Source organism: Dokdonia sp. (assembly GCF_039945015.1).
In the GTDB taxonomy this organism is placed as follows: domain Bacteria; phylum Bacteroidota; class Bacteroidia; order Flavobacteriales; family Flavobacteriaceae; genus Dokdonia.
In genome coordinates, this window is sequence record NZ_JBDUXP010000030.1 from 233,278 (window position 1) to 248,856 (window position 15,579).

General features: G+C 34.2%; 17 protein-coding genes. 4 read left to right on the forward strand and 13 right to left on the reverse strand.

What is annotated here, in order from left to right:
* Window positions 1-75 precede the first annotated feature (75 nt).
* On the reverse strand, window positions 76-1,080 hold the full coding sequence (gene fbp, locus ABJD27_RS20805) for a class 1 fructose-bisphosphatase (RefSeq protein WP_348164039.1): 1,005 nt from the start codon (window positions 1,078-1,080) through the stop codon (window positions 76-78).
* A 119-nt stretch (window positions 1,081-1,199) separates the two neighbouring features.
* Between fbp and ABJD27_RS20810 the strand changes: the two genes are divergently transcribed.
* From ABJD27_RS20810 to ABJD27_RS20820, 3 genes are read left to right on the forward strand one after another with little or no spacing between them, the layout of a single operon-like run.
* Window positions 1,200-1,682, forward strand: coding sequence for a GNAT family N-acetyltransferase (locus ABJD27_RS20810; RefSeq protein WP_348164042.1), 483 nt, complete (start codon window positions 1,200-1,202; stop codon window positions 1,680-1,682).
* A gap of 16 nt (window positions 1,683-1,698) precedes the next feature.
* Complete coding sequence (locus ABJD27_RS20815; RefSeq protein WP_348164045.1) at window positions 1,699-2,949, forward strand: aspartate kinase; 1,251 nt, start codon at window positions 1,699-1,701, stop codon at window positions 2,947-2,949.
* A 53-nt stretch (window positions 2,950-3,002) separates the two neighbouring features.
* Window positions 3,003-4,817: a GNAT family N-acyltransferase gene (locus tag ABJD27_RS20820; protein WP_348164047.1), complete on the forward strand. Its 1,815-nt coding sequence runs from the start codon at window positions 3,003-3,005 to the stop codon at window positions 4,815-4,817.
* Between the two features lie 72 nt (window positions 4,818-4,889).
* On the opposite strand, the gene ABJD27_RS20825 is transcribed toward ABJD27_RS20820, so the two are convergent.
* The gene (locus ABJD27_RS20825; RefSeq protein ID WP_348164050.1) at window positions 4,890-6,359 is read right to left on the reverse strand and encodes a M28 family peptidase; all 1,470 of its coding nucleotides are present in this window, start codon (window positions 6,357-6,359) and stop codon (window positions 4,890-4,892) included.
* A gap of 145 nt (window positions 6,360-6,504) precedes the next feature.
* On the opposite strand from ABJD27_RS20825, the gene ABJD27_RS20830 reads away from it, so the two are divergent.
* Entirely contained in the window at window positions 6,505-7,257 is a 753-nt protein-coding gene (locus ABJD27_RS20830) for a DUF5995 family protein (RefSeq protein ID WP_348164053.1), read from the forward strand.
* A 4-nt stretch (window positions 7,258-7,261) separates the two neighbouring features.
* Here ABJD27_RS20830 and ABJD27_RS20835 read toward each other — a convergent pair whose 3' ends face one another.
* From ABJD27_RS20835 to ABJD27_RS20885, 11 genes are all read right to left on the reverse strand, one after another.
* Entirely contained in the window at window positions 7,262-7,684 is a 423-nt protein-coding gene (locus ABJD27_RS20835) for an arsenate reductase ArsC (protein ID WP_348164056.1), read from the reverse strand.
* A gap of 35 nt (window positions 7,685-7,719) precedes the next feature.
* On the reverse strand, window positions 7,720-8,223 hold the full coding sequence (locus ABJD27_RS20840; protein ID WP_348164059.1) for an N-acetyltransferase family protein: 504 nt from the start codon (window positions 8,221-8,223) through the stop codon (window positions 7,720-7,722).
* 9 nt (window positions 8,224-8,232) lie between these two features.
* A complete protein-coding gene (locus ABJD27_RS20845) occupies window positions 8,233-8,724 on the reverse strand; it encodes a DUF6428 family protein (RefSeq protein ID WP_348164062.1) in 492 nt (163 codons plus the stop codon).
* Window positions 8,725-8,789: 65 nt separating this feature from the next.
* The gene (locus tag ABJD27_RS20850) at window positions 8,790-10,241 is read right to left on the reverse strand and encodes an aminotransferase class V-fold PLP-dependent enzyme (protein WP_348164064.1); all 1,452 of its coding nucleotides are present in this window, start codon (window positions 10,239-10,241) and stop codon (window positions 8,790-8,792) included.
* A gap of 3 nt (window positions 10,242-10,244) precedes the next feature.
* Window positions 10,245-10,568 carry a metalloregulator ArsR/SmtB family transcription factor gene (locus ABJD27_RS20855; protein ID WP_348164066.1) on the reverse strand — a complete coding sequence of 108 codons (324 nt, stop codon included), beginning with the start codon at window positions 10,566-10,568 and terminating at the stop codon, window positions 10,245-10,247.
* Window positions 10,569-10,681: 113 nt separating this feature from the next.
* Entirely contained in the window at window positions 10,682-11,104 is a 423-nt protein-coding gene (locus tag ABJD27_RS20860) for a TM2 domain-containing protein (protein WP_348164069.1), read from the reverse strand.
* 131 nt (window positions 11,105-11,235) lie between these two features.
* The gene (locus tag ABJD27_RS20865; protein ID WP_348164072.1) at window positions 11,236-11,619 is read right to left on the reverse strand and encodes a VOC family protein; all 384 of its coding nucleotides are present in this window, start codon (window positions 11,617-11,619) and stop codon (window positions 11,236-11,238) included.
* A 30-nt stretch (window positions 11,620-11,649) separates the two neighbouring features.
* On the reverse strand, window positions 11,650-12,144 hold the full coding sequence (locus tag ABJD27_RS20870) for a DUF4199 domain-containing protein (protein WP_348164075.1): 495 nt from the start codon (window positions 12,142-12,144) through the stop codon (window positions 11,650-11,652).
* 98 nt (window positions 12,145-12,242) lie between these two features.
* Window positions 12,243-12,656: a response regulator transcription factor gene (locus ABJD27_RS20875; protein WP_348164078.1), complete on the reverse strand. Its 414-nt coding sequence runs from the start codon at window positions 12,654-12,656 to the stop codon at window positions 12,243-12,245.
* Between the two features lie 14 nt (window positions 12,657-12,670).
* Window positions 12,671-13,609: a 2-hydroxyacid dehydrogenase gene (locus ABJD27_RS20880; protein ID WP_348164081.1), complete on the reverse strand. Its 939-nt coding sequence runs from the start codon at window positions 13,607-13,609 to the stop codon at window positions 12,671-12,673.
* Window positions 13,610-13,694: 85 nt separating this feature from the next.
* Window positions 13,695-15,443, reverse strand: coding sequence for an FG-GAP-like repeat-containing protein (locus tag ABJD27_RS20885; protein ID WP_348164084.1), 1,749 nt, complete (start codon window positions 15,441-15,443; stop codon window positions 13,695-13,697).
* Between the last annotated feature and the right edge of the window lie 136 nt (window positions 15,444-15,579).

Consider the following 15,579-nt stretch of genomic DNA (forward strand, 5'->3'; position numbering starts at 1 on the left):
AGGTATGGGATTCATTGCGTTAAAGCACCTCAAATATATAAAAAATGGCGATAAGCGCCTAAATAATAGACATTATCATGATTCTTGCATAAATGCTTCTGCTTTTTCTACCATCTTTTTGCTCCCACAAAAGAAAGGAACACGTTCATGGAGTTCCTGAGGTTCAAGGTCTAAAATCGAAGTATATCCATCACTAGCCTTACCTCCAGCTTGTTCTGTAATAAATGCCATAGGGTTACATTCATACAATAGTCTAAGTTTTCCTTTTGCATTAAGAGAACTTTTTGGGTACATGTAAATCCCTCCTTTAATCATATTGCGGTGAATATCAGACACTAAAGACCCTATATATCTAGAAGTATATGGTCGACCTTCTCCTTCTTCTTGGCAATATTTAATATAATTTTTTACTCCTTGAGGAAAATGAGTGTAATTTCCTTCATTAACAGAATAGATCTTTCCTAATTCTGGAAATGTCATATTAGGATGAGACAAATAAAATGTTCCTATTGCTGGATTCAAAGTAAATCCATTAACACCATGCCCTGTAGTATAAACTAACATCGTACTGGTTCCGTATATAATATAGCCAGCGGCTACCTGATTACGACCTGGTTGCAAAAAATCATCAATAGTCACTGGAGTTCCAGAAGGAGTTATTCTTCTATAAATTGAAAATATAGTCCCTACAGAAACATTTACATCGATATTTGAAGATCCATCTAAAGGATCCATTAACACCACATATTTATTTTGATGATCGTCATTATGACCCTCTATGGTAATAAAATCGTCATTTTCTTCACTTGCTATACCACAAACAATTTCTCTATTCTTAATTGTTTTGATAAAAGTTTCATTTGCAATTACATCAAGTTTTTGCTGATCTTCTCCTTGTATATTCGTATCTCCAGCCTCTCCTAATATATCTACTAGCCCAGCTTTATTTACTTGATGATTTACAACTTTTGCAGCCAATCGAATTGAGTTAATCAAGCGAGATAACTCTCCAGAAGAGTACTTGAATTCAGATTGATTTTCAATAATAAACTCTCCTAATGTTTGATTTTTACGAGCCATGGAATATATACAGGTTATTTATTGCAAAAATATCCAAAAAAAATGCGATTACTATAACGATTTCGTATTCTTTTATCCCTATATATTTTTTACTTTAGCTAGCTTAGACTAGATATCTTATGAATAACATCATCAGAAAGGCGAATATAGAAGACATGCCTGACGTGCTTAGACTTATTACAGAGCTTGCGGTTTTTGAAAATGAACCTGATGCTGTACATATATCTGTAGAAACACTTATTAAATACGGAACCGGACCTCACCCATTATTTACTTGTTTTGTAGCAGAGGACAATAAACATATTGTAGGAATGGCTTTAGTGTATTTTAGATTTTCTACTTGGGAAGGAAAATCACTACACCTTGAAGATCTTATTATATCAAAAGAGTATAGAGGAAAAGGATATGGCAAAGCACTTTATAATAAAGTGATGCAATATGCAACTTCTCAACAGGTTAATAGAGTAGAGTGGGTTGTATTAGATTGGAATACAGATGCAATTACATTTTATGAACGAAGTGGAGCGCTACTTTTAAAAGATTGGCATCTTGTTCAAATGAATAAAAAAAGATTACAAAACTATATGCGTTCATTAACATAATTACTAAATAAAGTAAATGCAAGTATTCAAATTTGGAGGAGCTTCTGTAAAAGATGCAGATAGTGTACAAAATATAGTCACCGTTTTAAAAAAGACAGGTTATACAAACAAGCTCGTTGTAATATCTGCAATGGGTAAAACAACAAACGCTTTAGAAGAAGTAATTAACGCTTATTTTGATGATAAAGTATCTATCTCCGAAGCAATAAAAAAAAGCAACATATACCACACTCAGATTATATCAAGTCTTTTTCCAGAAGAGCATGCTGTTTTTGAAGTTATAAAAACGTTATTTGAAGATTTAGAAAATTTTCTGAAACGGAATAAATCTCCTAATTATGATTTTGTATACGACCAAGTAATCTGTTTTGGAGAGCTTATCTCTACAAAAATCATAAGCGCTTATCTTACTCAAAGCGGTATAAAAAACAATTGGCTAGATGCACGAGAGCTTATAAAAACAAACACAAACTATAGAGATGCTCAGGTACATTGGGAAACAACTCAGAAGGCAATACAAAAAAACATAAACACAGAAGAGTTATCAATCACACAAGGGTTTATAGCTTCAGATCAAAACAACTTTACAACAACATTAGGTAGAGAAGGAAGTGACTATACAGGAGCTATTTTTGCATATTGCTTAAATGCCGATAAGGTTATTATATGGAAAGACGTTCCAGGGGTTCTTAATGGAGACCCTCGCGTGTTTAAAAACACAAAACTACTACAACGTATTTCTTATAATGAAGCTATAGAAATGGCATTTTACGGAGCGTCTATTATTCATCCTAAAACATTGCAACCTTTACAGAGAAAAGAAATCCCTCTTTATGTAAAATCCTTTTTAACTCCAGAGAGTCCTGGTACCTTTATTGGAAAAGGCATTCAGCTAGATCCCATGGTCTCTTGTTTTATCTTAAAGAAAGATCAGATTCTCATATCATTATCTTCTATAGACTTTAGCTTTATTATGGAAGATAATATAAGTGATATATTTAATCTTTTACATATTTATAAAATGAAAGTAACTATGATGCAAAACTCAGCAATTAGTTTTTCTGTTTGTGTTGAAAATAAATTCAACAACTTAGAACCTTTACTCAAGAAACTACGAGCTATTTATAAAGTAAGATGGAATGAAGGAGTTACATTACTTACTGCTCGACACGCATCTTCTAATGAAATCAATGTACTTTTGCATGGTCGCACCATTCTTTTAAAACAAGAAAACAGAACTGTTACTCAGTATGTATTAAAAGAATAGTAAGTATTCCTATATTTGATTCTATCGTTTAAAAAATTTAAAGTAAAAAGTACATGAGTCTAGTTACCGCAAAAGAAGTTGCGCAAGCCATAAAAGTCGATAAATTCGGGTTTTTAGGAACGTTCTTAGGGTGGTCACTCATGAAAGTTCTTAAAATTTCTTCTGCAAACAAAATTTATGATCGCAATAAACATTTAACTGATTTAGATTTTTTAAATGCACTTCTCGATGAATTCAAAATCAAGTTTGAAATTCCTGAAGAAGATTTAAAAAGACTTCCTAAAAATGGAGCATACATTACCATTTCAAATCATCCTCTAGGAGGTATTGATGGTATCTTATTGCTTAAACTTATGCTTGAGCAACGTGAAGATTTTAAAATTATAGCAAATTTTCTGTTACATCGCATAGAACCATTAAAGCCTTATGTAATGCCTGTAAATCCTTTTGAGGATCGTAAAGATATAAAATCTAGCATTACAGGATTTAAAAACGCACTTCGACATTTACAAGATGGGCGCCCATTAGGAATTTTTCCAGCAGGAGAAGTATCAACCTATAAAGATGACAAACTCATTATTGATAAACCTTGGGAAGAAGCTGCCATAAAACTTATTAAGAAGGCAGAAGTTCCTATTGTTCCTATTTATTTTCATGCAAAAAACAGCAGGCTTTTTTATCAATTATCTCGAATAAGTGATACCCTGCGTACAGCAAAATTACCCAGTGAATTACTCACACAAAAAAATCGTGTGATCAAAGTGCGTATAGGAAATCCTATTAAAGTAACAGCCCAAAAAGAATACACAGACCTTCCCAATTTTACAGAATTCCTCAGAAAGAAAACATACATGCTTGCAAAGTCTTTTGAAACCAAAAGTCGTTTAAGCACTATTCCGCAAACTCTTAAAACACCTAAAGAACCTAAAGAAATTGCAGTCTCTATAAATAGCGACGTCATTGTAGAAGAGATAGATCTTTTACGCAATAACAGTCGTCGTTTATTACAGTCTAAAAATTATGAAGTCTTCCTAGCTCCGGCCAATGAAATGCCAAATACACTTCAAGAAGTAGGGCGCTTACGCGAAATCACTTTTAGAGCCATCGGAGAAGGAACAAATGAAGCCATAGATCTTGATAAATTTGATCGTTATTATCATCATATGTTTTTATGGGATACTGATACTCAAAAAATTGCAGGGGCATACCGTATGGGACTTGGTTCAGAAATATTTGAAAAATACGGAATTGACGGTTTTTATCTACAAGATCTTTTTCGTTTTGAGCCAGAACTACATACGATGATGAGTCAGAGTATAGAAATGGGGCGTGCATTTATCATAAAAGAATATCAACAAAAACCAATGCCCTTATTTCTGTTATGGAAGGGAATTGTACATACCACATTACGTTTTCCAGAACATAAATATCTTATTGGAGGAGTGAGTATTTCAAATCAATTTTCAAATTTCTCAAAATCTTTGATGATCGAGTTTATGAAGTCTCATTATTATGATCCTTATGTAGCTCAATATATACACCCAAAAAAGGAATTTAAAGTGCGCCTTAAAGATGCCGATAAAGAATTTGTCTTTGATGAAAGCGCGGCAGATCTTAATAAGTTTGATAGGCTTATTGATGAAGTAGAACCTGGCTCTCTAAGACTTCCTGTGCTTATTAAAAAATATATAAAACAGAATGCAAAGGTAGTTGCTTTTAATGTAGACCCTTTATTTAATAATGCGATAGATGGGCTTATGTATATACGTATTGCAGACTTACCAGAAAGTACTGTAAAACCAGTTATGGAAGAATTTCAGGCAGAACTAGAAAAGAAATACGGAAATAGAAACCTAGAAGAAGAATAGTTATATACTACCCTTTTTCATGAATACTATTATGTCATTATACGCTTTCGCGAAAGCGTATAAAACATAAAATTAATTTTTATACAACGCTTTTCCAGCCGCTTCATATTTATCTCCCGCTGTCCAAGTAGGCGTAACAGGATCATTTCCTATATTTCTTCCAGCAAGTACATAGGCACTAAAAAACTTAAATAGGTAGTCATAATCCAATGTGTTTGCTTCATCCCCCGGTCTATGATAGTATTTGGTCACATCCCCATTAAATGCCGTAAATCCTAAAGAAAATGTAGGGGCAGGAATTCCCTTTGCTGCAAAATTCACATTATCACTTCTATCAAAAAGACCTTGTTCAGGAGCAGGATCATCTATCGCCTTTAATCCAAAAGCACTTGCCGCATCCTTAATATGTTGTGATGCTGTAGTTCTTGGCAACCCGATAATAGTAGCTAGAGAAGTGTCATTATATCCTCCGTTATCACTATTAAAGCAATACACCATTTGTTTCAATGGTAATACAGGGTTTTTTACATAAAAAGAACTCCCTAGTAACCCTTTTTCCTCACCAGTAAAAAGAATAAATAGTGCCGATCGTTTGGTAGGATATTTTGCGAGGTTTTCTGCCATACTTAGTACGGTTGTTGTCCCTATAGCATTGTCACGAGCTCCATTGTAAATAGTGTCTCCCGTCGCGTCTGGCGCACCTATACCTACATGATCATAATGTGCAGAATAAATGATGTATTCATCTTTTAAGTTTGGATCAGTTCCTTCTACAACTCCTATTACATTTTGAGACGTTACCACCTCTTTTTTAGGTCCACTCATCTTAAATTGGATAGGTATTGAAGTCTTTGATTCAAGGCTCTTTGACATTTTATTATCTTGATCCAATACCCAAACATATGGCATTGTAGCTTTAGCATTTTCTTTATCAACCCCAAGAGATGATGCATTAAAATTATGCTCTATAAAACCCCACATTTGATCTTCGGCATTTAATAACTCTATAACCCCTACAGCACCGCTAGCTTTTGCTAATTGCTTTTTTTGCTCTCGCAGTCCAAAAGCTGCGCGAGTATCATTGGTTTCAGAACTACCTGCTTTTATAATAACTACTTTACCATCTACAGACTTTCCTTTGTAATCTTTCTCTAATCCATACCCTACATATACTGCTCCTTTAGAAAAATCTACAGCTTTTGTCTCTAGTAAAGCATAATTTTTTACTTCCTGGCCATTTATTGAAATATTCACATCAGAAGGAGGCGACGTTTTATAAAGGTTTATTTCTTGATAATAATTCCCAGTTTCAGGGTTTGGCTGAACTCCATAACTACGTAATGTATTTGCTAGATAAGAAGCTGCTATTTTATTTTCAGGAGTTCCTGTTTCTCTTCCTTTTAATAAATCATCTGCAAGGAAATAAATATGTCCTTCTATCTTTGATTTTGTAACTGTTTCTTGAACTAGACTTTTATCACTTTGTCCAAAAGTCATTATAGCGCTAAGAAATGCAACGAAAAGAAATACTGCTTTTTTCATGGAGTTTTATTTTATACTAAAATAGGGATTCTATATCACTCCAATTCTACATAGTAAATATTCTTATGATATTCCTTAATGAATTTGACTGTCTGCTTACTTATCTCTAACTTTAATCCCCTAACATTGAACTTATTATTATATAATGATACAAGCCACAACCATAGATGAAGTTATATTGACTCTTGAGGATATCATCGCTATAGAAATAGCAGATAATAGTAATCTTGCTTTTTTTCCGATACTTTATAAAAAAGTGACAGAACGTATCAAACTAGGAATCGCACAAAAAGAATTTGAAGACAATCCCAGAATGGAGCGTCTCGATGTCATCTTTGCAAATAGATATCTCAAAGCATATTTTCTGTATAAAGAGGACAAAAAGCCTTCCTTAAGCTGGGAGAATGCTTTTGAAGCAGCAAAGAATAAAAAACTACTTATCATCCAGCATCTTCTTTTAGGAATCAATGCTCATATTAATTTAGACCTAGGCATTGCTGTTTCAGAAACAATTGGAAAACAAGGTGATCTAGAAAGTATCCATAATGATTTTAATAAAATCAATGAGATATTAGCTAGTATGGTAGATGGCGTTCAACAAAAAATAGGACGTGTCTCTCCATTCTTTTATGTACTAGATAAAGTAGCAGATGGGAAAGAAGATCTCATTGCAACCTTTAGTATTAATATTGCTCGCGATGAGGCATGGATTTTTGCCAATGAATACCATGATACATCAGATAAAGAAGCGGTTTTTGCAAAACGAGATACTTCTATTGGAAATCTTGCTCTTAAACTTTCTACCACAAAAAGTAGAATCTTACGATGGGTCATCCGTTTTATACGCTGGTTTGAAAGTAAGAATATTGCTAAAGTCGCCGAAGTCCTCAGTAGTTAATTACTTATAGATTCGAGGACACAAAATCTTGACAATATCCTTTTATTTCATCTCTCGCTTTCGCGAAAGCTAATTCAGTATCTTCTTCACTTCCCACAAACTTTGACGGATCATAAAAATTATGATGCAATCGTGTTGCGTTAGGTGCTGCAATAAATGGACAATTTTCATACGCATGATCGCAAACAGTGATGATAAAATCCCAATTCACACCTTCATATTCATCTACATGATTTGATGTGTGTGTGGTAATATCTATCCCATCTTTTGCCATAGTAGCTACAGCTCCTGGATTTAACCCATGTGTTTCTATGCCCGCAGAATATATTGTTGCTTTATCGTTTGCTAGTAGGTTTAAATATCCATGTGCCATCTGACTACGACAACTATTTCCTGTACAAAGTACGAGTACATTTTTTTTATTCATACTAATAATCTTTGAAGACCGAGTCTCCCTTTTTTCTAATTTATTTTACTTCTTCTTTCTAATAATACATTGTCATACCAAACACCTTCACGTTGTCCTAGTTTCTCTCGTATTCCTACTTTCCCAAAACCGCATTTCTCATGCAATACAATACTTGCTATGTTTTCTGTAAAAATCCTAGCCTGTAATGTCCAAAACCCTGAAGTCTCACTTTCTGTAATAAGATGTTGTAATAATCGTTTTCCTATTCCTTTTTGTTGTGCTTTAACTGCTATGTAAATAGTTACCTCAGCAACACCTCTATATACTTCTCTAGTAGAAAAAGGACTTAATGCACACCAACCTATAATCTCATTGTCATCTTCTACAACAAAACGACAGGATGCTAAAAACTTAGCATCCCACGTTTCCCAATCTGGTACTTTTGTTTCGAATGTAGCAATCCCTGTATCCATTCCTGTTTTATAGATTTTCGCGCAAGCGGAATAATCTTCTTTTCGAAATAAACGGATCTGAATATCGGGTTGTGTTACACTCATGGCTGGGTATTAACAACAACCACTTCCTGGAGCACACCCTCCTGCTTCTGACGCTGCTCCTACGGGTTCTGCAACACCACAGGTTTCTTTTGCTTTACAATCTGTAGGTTGGCTTGCTAACTTAATTATTATGTTGCCATTACGTATTTCGTAATCGTTAACATATAGTTGCGCTGCGTGAAAGTTTGCATTACTATATTCTATACGAACGTCGGCATCTGCTACATACGGTTTCATACTCCCTACTTTTGAAAGAATACCAATCGCTTTAGAAGCACTCATGAATTCTGTTTTCCCTAGTTCATTTGGATCCTCCCATAATTGAATAATTGTTTCTTTCCAAGCATCTACACCTGCACCACAGTCTACAGAATCTATCGTTACATGTTTTACTTCTGTGATATGATAATTTGCGCCTACCAAAAGATTAGGTGCATATTCAAATAATAATGACTTTCCTTGATGTTCCTTTAATGTTTCTAAAAATTCTTGTGTTTTCATAATGTATCTATTCTATGCTTATACTATAATGTAGTCTGTAAACCACATCATAGTAATGCGTTGTTTTAAAAATTAATTTCCTCTTTTTTAATTTCAATTTCTTTTGCTATTCCTTTAATTTTTTTAAGTAATAATTCCATATGCTCCCTGTTGGTAAATGGATTCATAAAAGTCGTGCGTAAGAAGAATGCTCCTTTTAATACCGTAGAAACAATATAAAATTCTCCATCTTCTAATAGTTCTTGTCTAATTTTTCTATTTATCTGTTCGTAGGTTTGAGAGGGTAAGTTTCCTGTATATCTAAAACATACAATATTTGAGATAGGTTCTAATGCTAATTCAAAATCAGAATGTTGCTCAACATAAGTTCCAAATTCACGTCCTGCATCGTACAACACGGTCACATTATCATCAAAAAACTGTGTGCCATAGGCATTCATAATCGCAAAAAAGCGCAAACTCATCATACTTTTTGTGCATTCAAAAGTGCGCTTACCTAAATTATACCATTCTGGATCATCATTTTTATCCCAGAGATAGTGTGCTTTTTGTTCAAAAGTGGCATAGCTATCTACTTTATTTTTAAATAACACCGCTGTAGTTATAGATGATGTTCCCATCATTTTATGACCATCAATAATAACGGAATCGGCTTGATCTATTCCTTTAAGGAGGTATTTATATTTTGATGAGAATATAGCAGCTCCTCCATGAGCTCCATCTACGTGGAACCATATTTTTTTTGCTTTCGCGAAAGCGGATATCTCCTCTAAATCATCATACACTCCGGTGCTTGTCGAAGGAGCGCTCCCTACAATAGCAATTACCTGACATCCGTTTTGTAAAGCTCGGCTATAATACTCTTCTAACACATCTGTACGGATCGCGTAGTTATCAGTTACTGGAATTTTAATAATCCCATCACTCCCCAAGCCCATAATACGTGCTGCTCTATCTACGCAGTAATGTGCCTCTTCTGAAACCATAATGGCTAGTTTATTATGATGGCCATCATTCCAGATATCATCGTTTGCAATGGCTTTACGAGCAGCTAGCATTGCTGTTAAGTTTGCTAATGTCCCTCCTGAAGTCAGAAATCCATCACCTTGCACATAGCCGATAGTTTCTACAAACATATCAATGACGACTTTTTCTATGGCTGTACTCGCTTGTCCCATCTCATATACTGTCATGCCATTATTGAGCTGTGCGCTAAATAAAGTTGCCAGTGCAGAAATGGGAACTGTAGAGGCTATTTGATGTCCAATATATTTAGGGTGATGTGTATGAATAGATCGTTCTAAAAGTGTTGCAAAAAAATCTTTAGTACTGTGTTCTTCTTTTATATATTCTTGCCAGAAATCATACTCAACAGTAGGAGCAACCGAGTGAGTCACCTTAGAAGGAGTTCCTTCCTTTGTTATTTTGAGATGATTTGCAAGTAATGCAATAAGATCATCTCCTTCTTTCTTAAAAAGATCTCCACTATAAGCGTTATGTAATAATTTTGTACTCATTATCTAACAACATTTTATTCTTGTCGCTTCAAAGAAATCCTGAAAGTGTTGTTGTAATTGTTCCCATTTTCTTAGGTCAATACTATAATATTGCGCCTTTCCTTTAAACTGGCTTTTTAATAATCCCGCTTTACGAATAACTTGTAAGTGTTGAGAAGTAGTAGGTTGTGATAATCTTATTTTTTCTGCGATGTCTTGGCACAAACATCCATCACAATCTCCTATGTACTCTAAAATAGCTACTCGAGCAGGATTAGAAAGCACTTTTGCAAGATCTGCCATTTGGTTTGCTCTCATCGAGTGAATATGTCTTTTTGTAACTCCCATAATTGTCCTATTTAGAAGTCAAAGATATGAATAAAAAGTAATATAGCAATATTACGATGTTAAATTTAATATAAAAGCCTAAAGAGATTCTTTAGGCTTTTATTATTTGTATTCTAGAACCAAGGTTTTTTACCTGCTTGGTATGTGTTGTAAAATTCTTCGTCAGATTTTGTGAGATACATAATTCCTTCTATAAGACCAACAAGACCCACAACCCACCCTAAAGTACCGCAAGTGAAAATCATTAAAAGAACTGTAGCTACTAACATGATAACACCTTCTTTGGTATATCCTAAAATAAACTTATGAATTCCTAAAGATCCTACTAAGATAGCGAGTATTCCAGCAAGCATTTTCTTATTATCATCGCTATTTGTTACTTTATTCCATTCTTCTTTTGCGCTATCAGAAAAGTCTTTTGCTGCCTCTTTTACGTCGTCTGCAAATTCCCCTGCTTTCTCGCTAGCTTCACTAGCCATTTTTTTTGCTTTGTCTTGAAAATCGTCCCCTTGATCTCCGTTAGTTTCTTCGCTCATTGTTATAGTTGTTAGTTAATTAGAATCTTAAAGCTATTAAAAAAAGGGCAGACCTCGATAAAAAATGTTATTTTTTGTAATAGACACTTTGTTAAATTAAATCATAACACACTAATAAATAGCTTTTTATACTACAAAAATGCTTTGTCTACAGGTTCCCACAACTCAATTTTATTTCCTTCAGGATCTAAAATCCAACCAAATTTCCCATAGTCATACTCCTCTACCTCTCCTACTATAGTGACTCCTTCTTCTTTTAATACCTTGAGTAATTCTTTAAGATTGTCTACTCTAAAGTTAAACATAAATTGCTTTTTACTAGGGGCAAAATAAGTCGTTTTTGCACTCATAGGGCTCCATTGTGTAGAGCATTTATTTCCGTTTTCATCTTTCCACCAAAATGTCCAACCATATTGATCTGTAGGTAGCCCTAAGTGTTTTTTATACCATTCTTTTTGTGCATCAGGATCTTCACTTTTAAAGAACATCCCTCCTATTCCTGTAACTCTTTTCATACACCTTTATTTTTTAATTAAATACTTATTTTATTTTTTCTGTAAAATTAATCCCGAAATTAAGGACACTATCAGTCCTATAACAAAAACGATTGCAAACATAAAACCTCCTGAGAAAAGTCCTAATTCAAAAGTAGACATAGACTCAAATTTTTGCATTTGTTCTTCTGCTTGTGCAATAGCAATAGCATCTCCTGTCTCTTTCATTTTTAGTAAAGCTGCTTCTCCATATTCTTGATAAAAATCTGGATTTATTACAGTGACATACAAGCCGTCAATAATAGCAATTCCTACTGCAGTAAATACCGTAATAAGTATTCCTAAAAGTAATGCCTTTCCAAAAGATATCTTTCCTGAATGCTCTTGATCTCTATAATATTTTACTCCAAAAAACACAAAGGATAATGCAATAATGATTGCGGTATATCCTAATATTTCTGATGCGCCAAAAAAGAGTGATAATGCAAAACCAATAGCTCCTACGAGTGCTCCGTAAAGTCCGTATTTAATGATTACTTTTTTCATAAATAGATGATTTAATATTTTTATCAAAAGTAGCTAGATGCTCTAAAAATGAACTCATACTAAAGTACCAAATCTATCCTACTTCTGTACCAATCTCTTTAAAAAGGAAGGATATGTAACTCTTTTGCGCGTTGTATTGCTTGTGTACGTCGTTTTGAGTCTAGCTTTAAAAAAACATTAGACACATGTGTTTTTATAGTACTTTCTGAGACAAAGAGATGTGCTGCAATTTCTTTATTACTATATCCCGATGCCATCTCTAACAAGACTTCATATTCTCGTTTACTAAGCCCAATAGCATCTATTTGTTTTTGATCAATTTCCTGAGAAGAAACCTCATCATTGCGTAATCGTTTTTGAATAAACACTCCAATTACAAAAAAAAAGATCGCAATTCCTCCTATAACAAGTTCTATTTTAAGATCTCCGGTTATTAAAGCATACTTGCTTAATTGGAGAAGTGCTAATATTGCCAATGCTAGTACACCGAAAATAAGAATCGTTTTCTTCATCGATTTTAAAGTTACTAAAACTTAACGAGGATTTTATCTACGATGGTTTGTGCTAGTTTACGTTTGCTCTCGACAGTCCAACCAGCAATATGCGGTGTAAGAAGTACTTTTTCTGAGGAGATAAGATATTGTAACGGAGCTGGCATTTCTTCTTTTGATGTAAAGAGCGTTTCAAAAGATGATTTTTCATATTCTAACACATCCAGTCCTGCGCCTAAGATTTTTTGAGTTTGTAATGCCTTGACAAGCGCTGCCGTAACGACACTTTTCCCTCTTGCAGTGTTTATGATGTAGAACGCTTTCGCGAAAGCGTTAATAAACCCTTCATCTACCATCTTGTCTGTTTGTGGTGTCCAAGGAGTATGTAAACTCAATACATCTGTCTTTTCTTGTAATTCTTCTAACGAGACTTGACGGGCATTTGCATCTCCTACGTTTTCTAGAATATCATAACATAAGACATCACAGTCAAATCCTTGTAGTTTTTTTGCAAAGGCTTTTCCCATATTTCCATACCCAATAATCCCTACTGTTTTCCCTTCAAGTTCAAGACCACGATTAGATTCTCGATTCCAATGACCTGCTTTTACTTCTGTATCTGCTAGATTGAGCTTATTAAAAAGGGAAAGAATCATTCCTAATGCGTGCTCTCCTACCGCATTGCGATTACCCTCCGGAGCACTTATAAGGTGAATTCCTTTGTTTTCTGCATAAGGAATATCTATACTTTCTAATCCAGCGCCTACTCTAGCGATAAACTTTAAATGATGCGTAGCGTCTATAAATTGCTTGTCAATCTTAAATCGGCTCCTAATGACAATCCCATCATATTCTGAAATAATTTTTTCTGTGTCCTCTTTTGAGATGGTATAGTTTTCTTCATTTGTATACCCAGCAATAGCTAGTTGTTCTATAAGCAAAGGATGATTTTGATCTAGATGAAGAATGCGCATACTTGAGTGAAATTTCGTTCAAATATACGCATTGGTTTTACCAAGTAATAGAGACTACTTTCTCAATCTCTTTATTTATCTCAAATTATCGTTTTATAAATTGCCCAGAATGCATTTGTTTATTCTCTCTTATAATGGTATAAATGTAAGTTCCAGATGCTAATTCTGAAACATCAATTGGGGTTTGAAGATCATTAGACATTATTTCTTCATGAATTAATCTTCCATCAATTGTATACATTTCAACACGTAGATTCTGTAGTATATCTGGTATTTCTAATCCTATAATATGCAAGGTGTCTTCTACTGGATTAGGGTATACAAAAAGTGCTGTGCTAGTCACTTCATCTATACTAAGGGTTCCTTCTCCTTCTAAGTAATTATTAATCGTATTTATAGAGACATCTGTATAAAATTCAGAAAGTCCTGATGGCCATTCTATACTAATCTTATCTATAATCGTACTATTCCCTAATCCAAAATGAACACTATATGAGTTCTGACTACAGTATCCACTAGCGGCAGATACATGGCGAGTTTGGGTTATTTCTTGCCCATTTATAGTACTTGTTAATGATATCTCTGCACCTACAGCAGATGTGTTTGACGCTACTCCTTCTAGGTTTATTTTTGTCCAGTTATTACCTGATCCTGTATTTCTATATAATGAGTTTGTCTCGTTTTCATTTATAGTATTGGCCAGTAAAACATCTAACCAACCATTATTATCATAATCTCCAAAAGCACAACCAAACGTCCATCCTTGATGCGTTGCAAGGCTACTAGTTGTATCTAGGGTAAAATTACCAGAACCATCATTTATATATATAAAATTAGTATTCTGCCCAGCTAAGAAGGAGTTACAAACAATTAAGTCAAGATCTCCATCATTATCCAAATCTCCAAAAGAAGAACCAAAAGAGTTGGTTATTGGAGTTCCTATAATAGATGTTGTATCTTCTGTAAAAGAGCCATTATTATTAATAAAGAGTTGGTTGGACTGTCCGTTATTTCCATAGTTTGCTACAAATAAATCAAAATCACCATCATTATCTATGTCTCCCCAAGAACTCCCAGCAGATGATCTTATTTGATCTACAATAACAAGGTTAAAGATTTGTGTAAAACCATTAGCTCCATCATTCCGGTATAATGCATTTCTACTATTTCCTTCGTTAGTAACAAATAAGTCATTATCTCCATCTTGATCATAGTCTACCCAGTTTATAGATCGAGATGGACGAACTTCATCTGTAATAATGAGGTTTGTTACTTGCTCAAATGACATATCACCTTGGTTTTCGAAATACATGTTTTTTAAGTTCCCAACACTGTTGGTTACATAAAGGTCTAGATTTTGATCATTATTTATATCTATCCAATTTGCCATTTCTGAATACGTGAGAGGGATTCCCATGGCAATGTTAGGCTCATACATAAATGACCCGTCTCCATTATTACGGTAGAAATAATTCTTTTTCCCTTGTCCATTTGCTCCAAAAGTCACTACAAAAGCATCTACATCTCCATCATTATCTGCATCTGCAAAACTAGCGCCGTCGCTTCGGTCATTATCTTGTACAATGGCTTCTCCAGTAACCGTAGTAAATGTATTGTCTTGATCATTTAGAAAAAGCATATTATTCTGTCCTGAAAAGGGGCCATTTGTAATAAAAATATCGTCCCATCCATCTCCGTTCACATCAATAAAATTGGCACTTCTAGAAGCGGTAGGAACATCTGTAATTCCTGGTAAAGAAACTTCTTCAAAAGATTGTGCTTGCGCAAGCATACTCATAAAAATACATGTAATCGTCTGGTATAATCGTCTCATATCTAAAAGGTTTATAAGCTAAATAATGAGTGTAAATATTGCTTAAACAAACCTTCGCATTGAAGAAAAAGATATGAAGGCATTATTTTTTGATATGAAGTTGAATACCTATCTACAATCTGTATGCATTATTTAA

What these genes read in the sequence shown, in the direction of transcription:
- ABJD27_RS20825 (WP_348164050.1), bottom strand. Translation starts at nt 6,359, where the DNA reads ATGAAAAAAGCAGTATTTCTTTTCGTTGCATTTCTTAGCGCTATAATG.
- ABJD27_RS20870 (WP_348164075.1), bottom strand. Translation starts at nt 12,144, where the DNA reads ATGAAAAAAGTAATCATTAAATACGGACTTTACGGAGCACTCGTAGGA.
- ABJD27_RS20810 (WP_348164042.1), top strand. Translation starts at nt 1,200, where the DNA reads ATGAATAACATCATCAGAAAGGCGAATATAGAAGACATGCCTGACGTG.
- ABJD27_RS20840 (WP_348164059.1), bottom strand. Translation starts at nt 8,223, where the DNA reads ATGAGTGTAACACAACCCGATATTCAGATCCGTTTATTTCGAAAAGAA.
- ABJD27_RS20880 (WP_348164081.1), bottom strand. Translation starts at nt 13,609, where the DNA reads ATGCGCATTCTTCATCTAGATCAAAATCATCCTTTGCTTATAGAACAA.
- ABJD27_RS20850 (WP_348164064.1), bottom strand. Translation starts at nt 10,241, where the DNA reads ATGAGTACAAAATTATTACATAACGCTTATAGTGGAGATCTTTTTAAG.
- ABJD27_RS20845 (WP_348164062.1), bottom strand. Translation starts at nt 8,724, where the DNA reads ATGAAAACACAAGAATTTTTAGAAACATTAAAGGAACATCAAGGAAAG.
- ABJD27_RS20855 (WP_348164066.1), bottom strand. Translation starts at nt 10,568, where the DNA reads ATGGGAGTTACAAAAAGACATATTCACTCGATGAGAGCAAACCAAATG.
- ABJD27_RS20820 (WP_348164047.1), top strand. Translation starts at nt 3,003, where the DNA reads ATGAGTCTAGTTACCGCAAAAGAAGTTGCGCAAGCCATAAAAGTCGAT.
- ABJD27_RS20865 (WP_348164072.1), bottom strand. Translation starts at nt 11,619, where the DNA reads ATGAAAAGAGTTACAGGAATAGGAGGGATGTTCTTTAAAAGTGAAGAT.
- ABJD27_RS20815 (WP_348164045.1), top strand. Translation starts at nt 1,699, where the DNA reads ATGCAAGTATTCAAATTTGGAGGAGCTTCTGTAAAAGATGCAGATAGT.
- ABJD27_RS20830 (WP_348164053.1), top strand. Translation starts at nt 6,505, where the DNA reads ATGATACAAGCCACAACCATAGATGAAGTTATATTGACTCTTGAGGAT.
- ABJD27_RS20885 (WP_348164084.1), bottom strand. Translation starts at nt 15,443, where the DNA reads ATGAGACGATTATACCAGACGATTACATGTATTTTTATGAGTATGCTT.
- fbp (WP_348164039.1), bottom strand. Translation starts at nt 1,080, where the DNA reads ATGGCTCGTAAAAATCAAACATTAGGAGAGTTTATTATTGAAAATCAA.
- ABJD27_RS20835 (WP_348164056.1), bottom strand. Translation starts at nt 7,684, where the DNA reads ATGAATAAAAAAAATGTACTCGTACTTTGTACAGGAAATAGTTGTCGT.
- ABJD27_RS20875 (WP_348164078.1), bottom strand. Translation starts at nt 12,656, where the DNA reads ATGAAGAAAACGATTCTTATTTTCGGTGTACTAGCATTGGCAATATTA.
- ABJD27_RS20860 (WP_348164069.1), bottom strand. Translation starts at nt 11,104, where the DNA reads ATGAGCGAAGAAACTAACGGAGATCAAGGGGACGATTTTCAAGACAAA.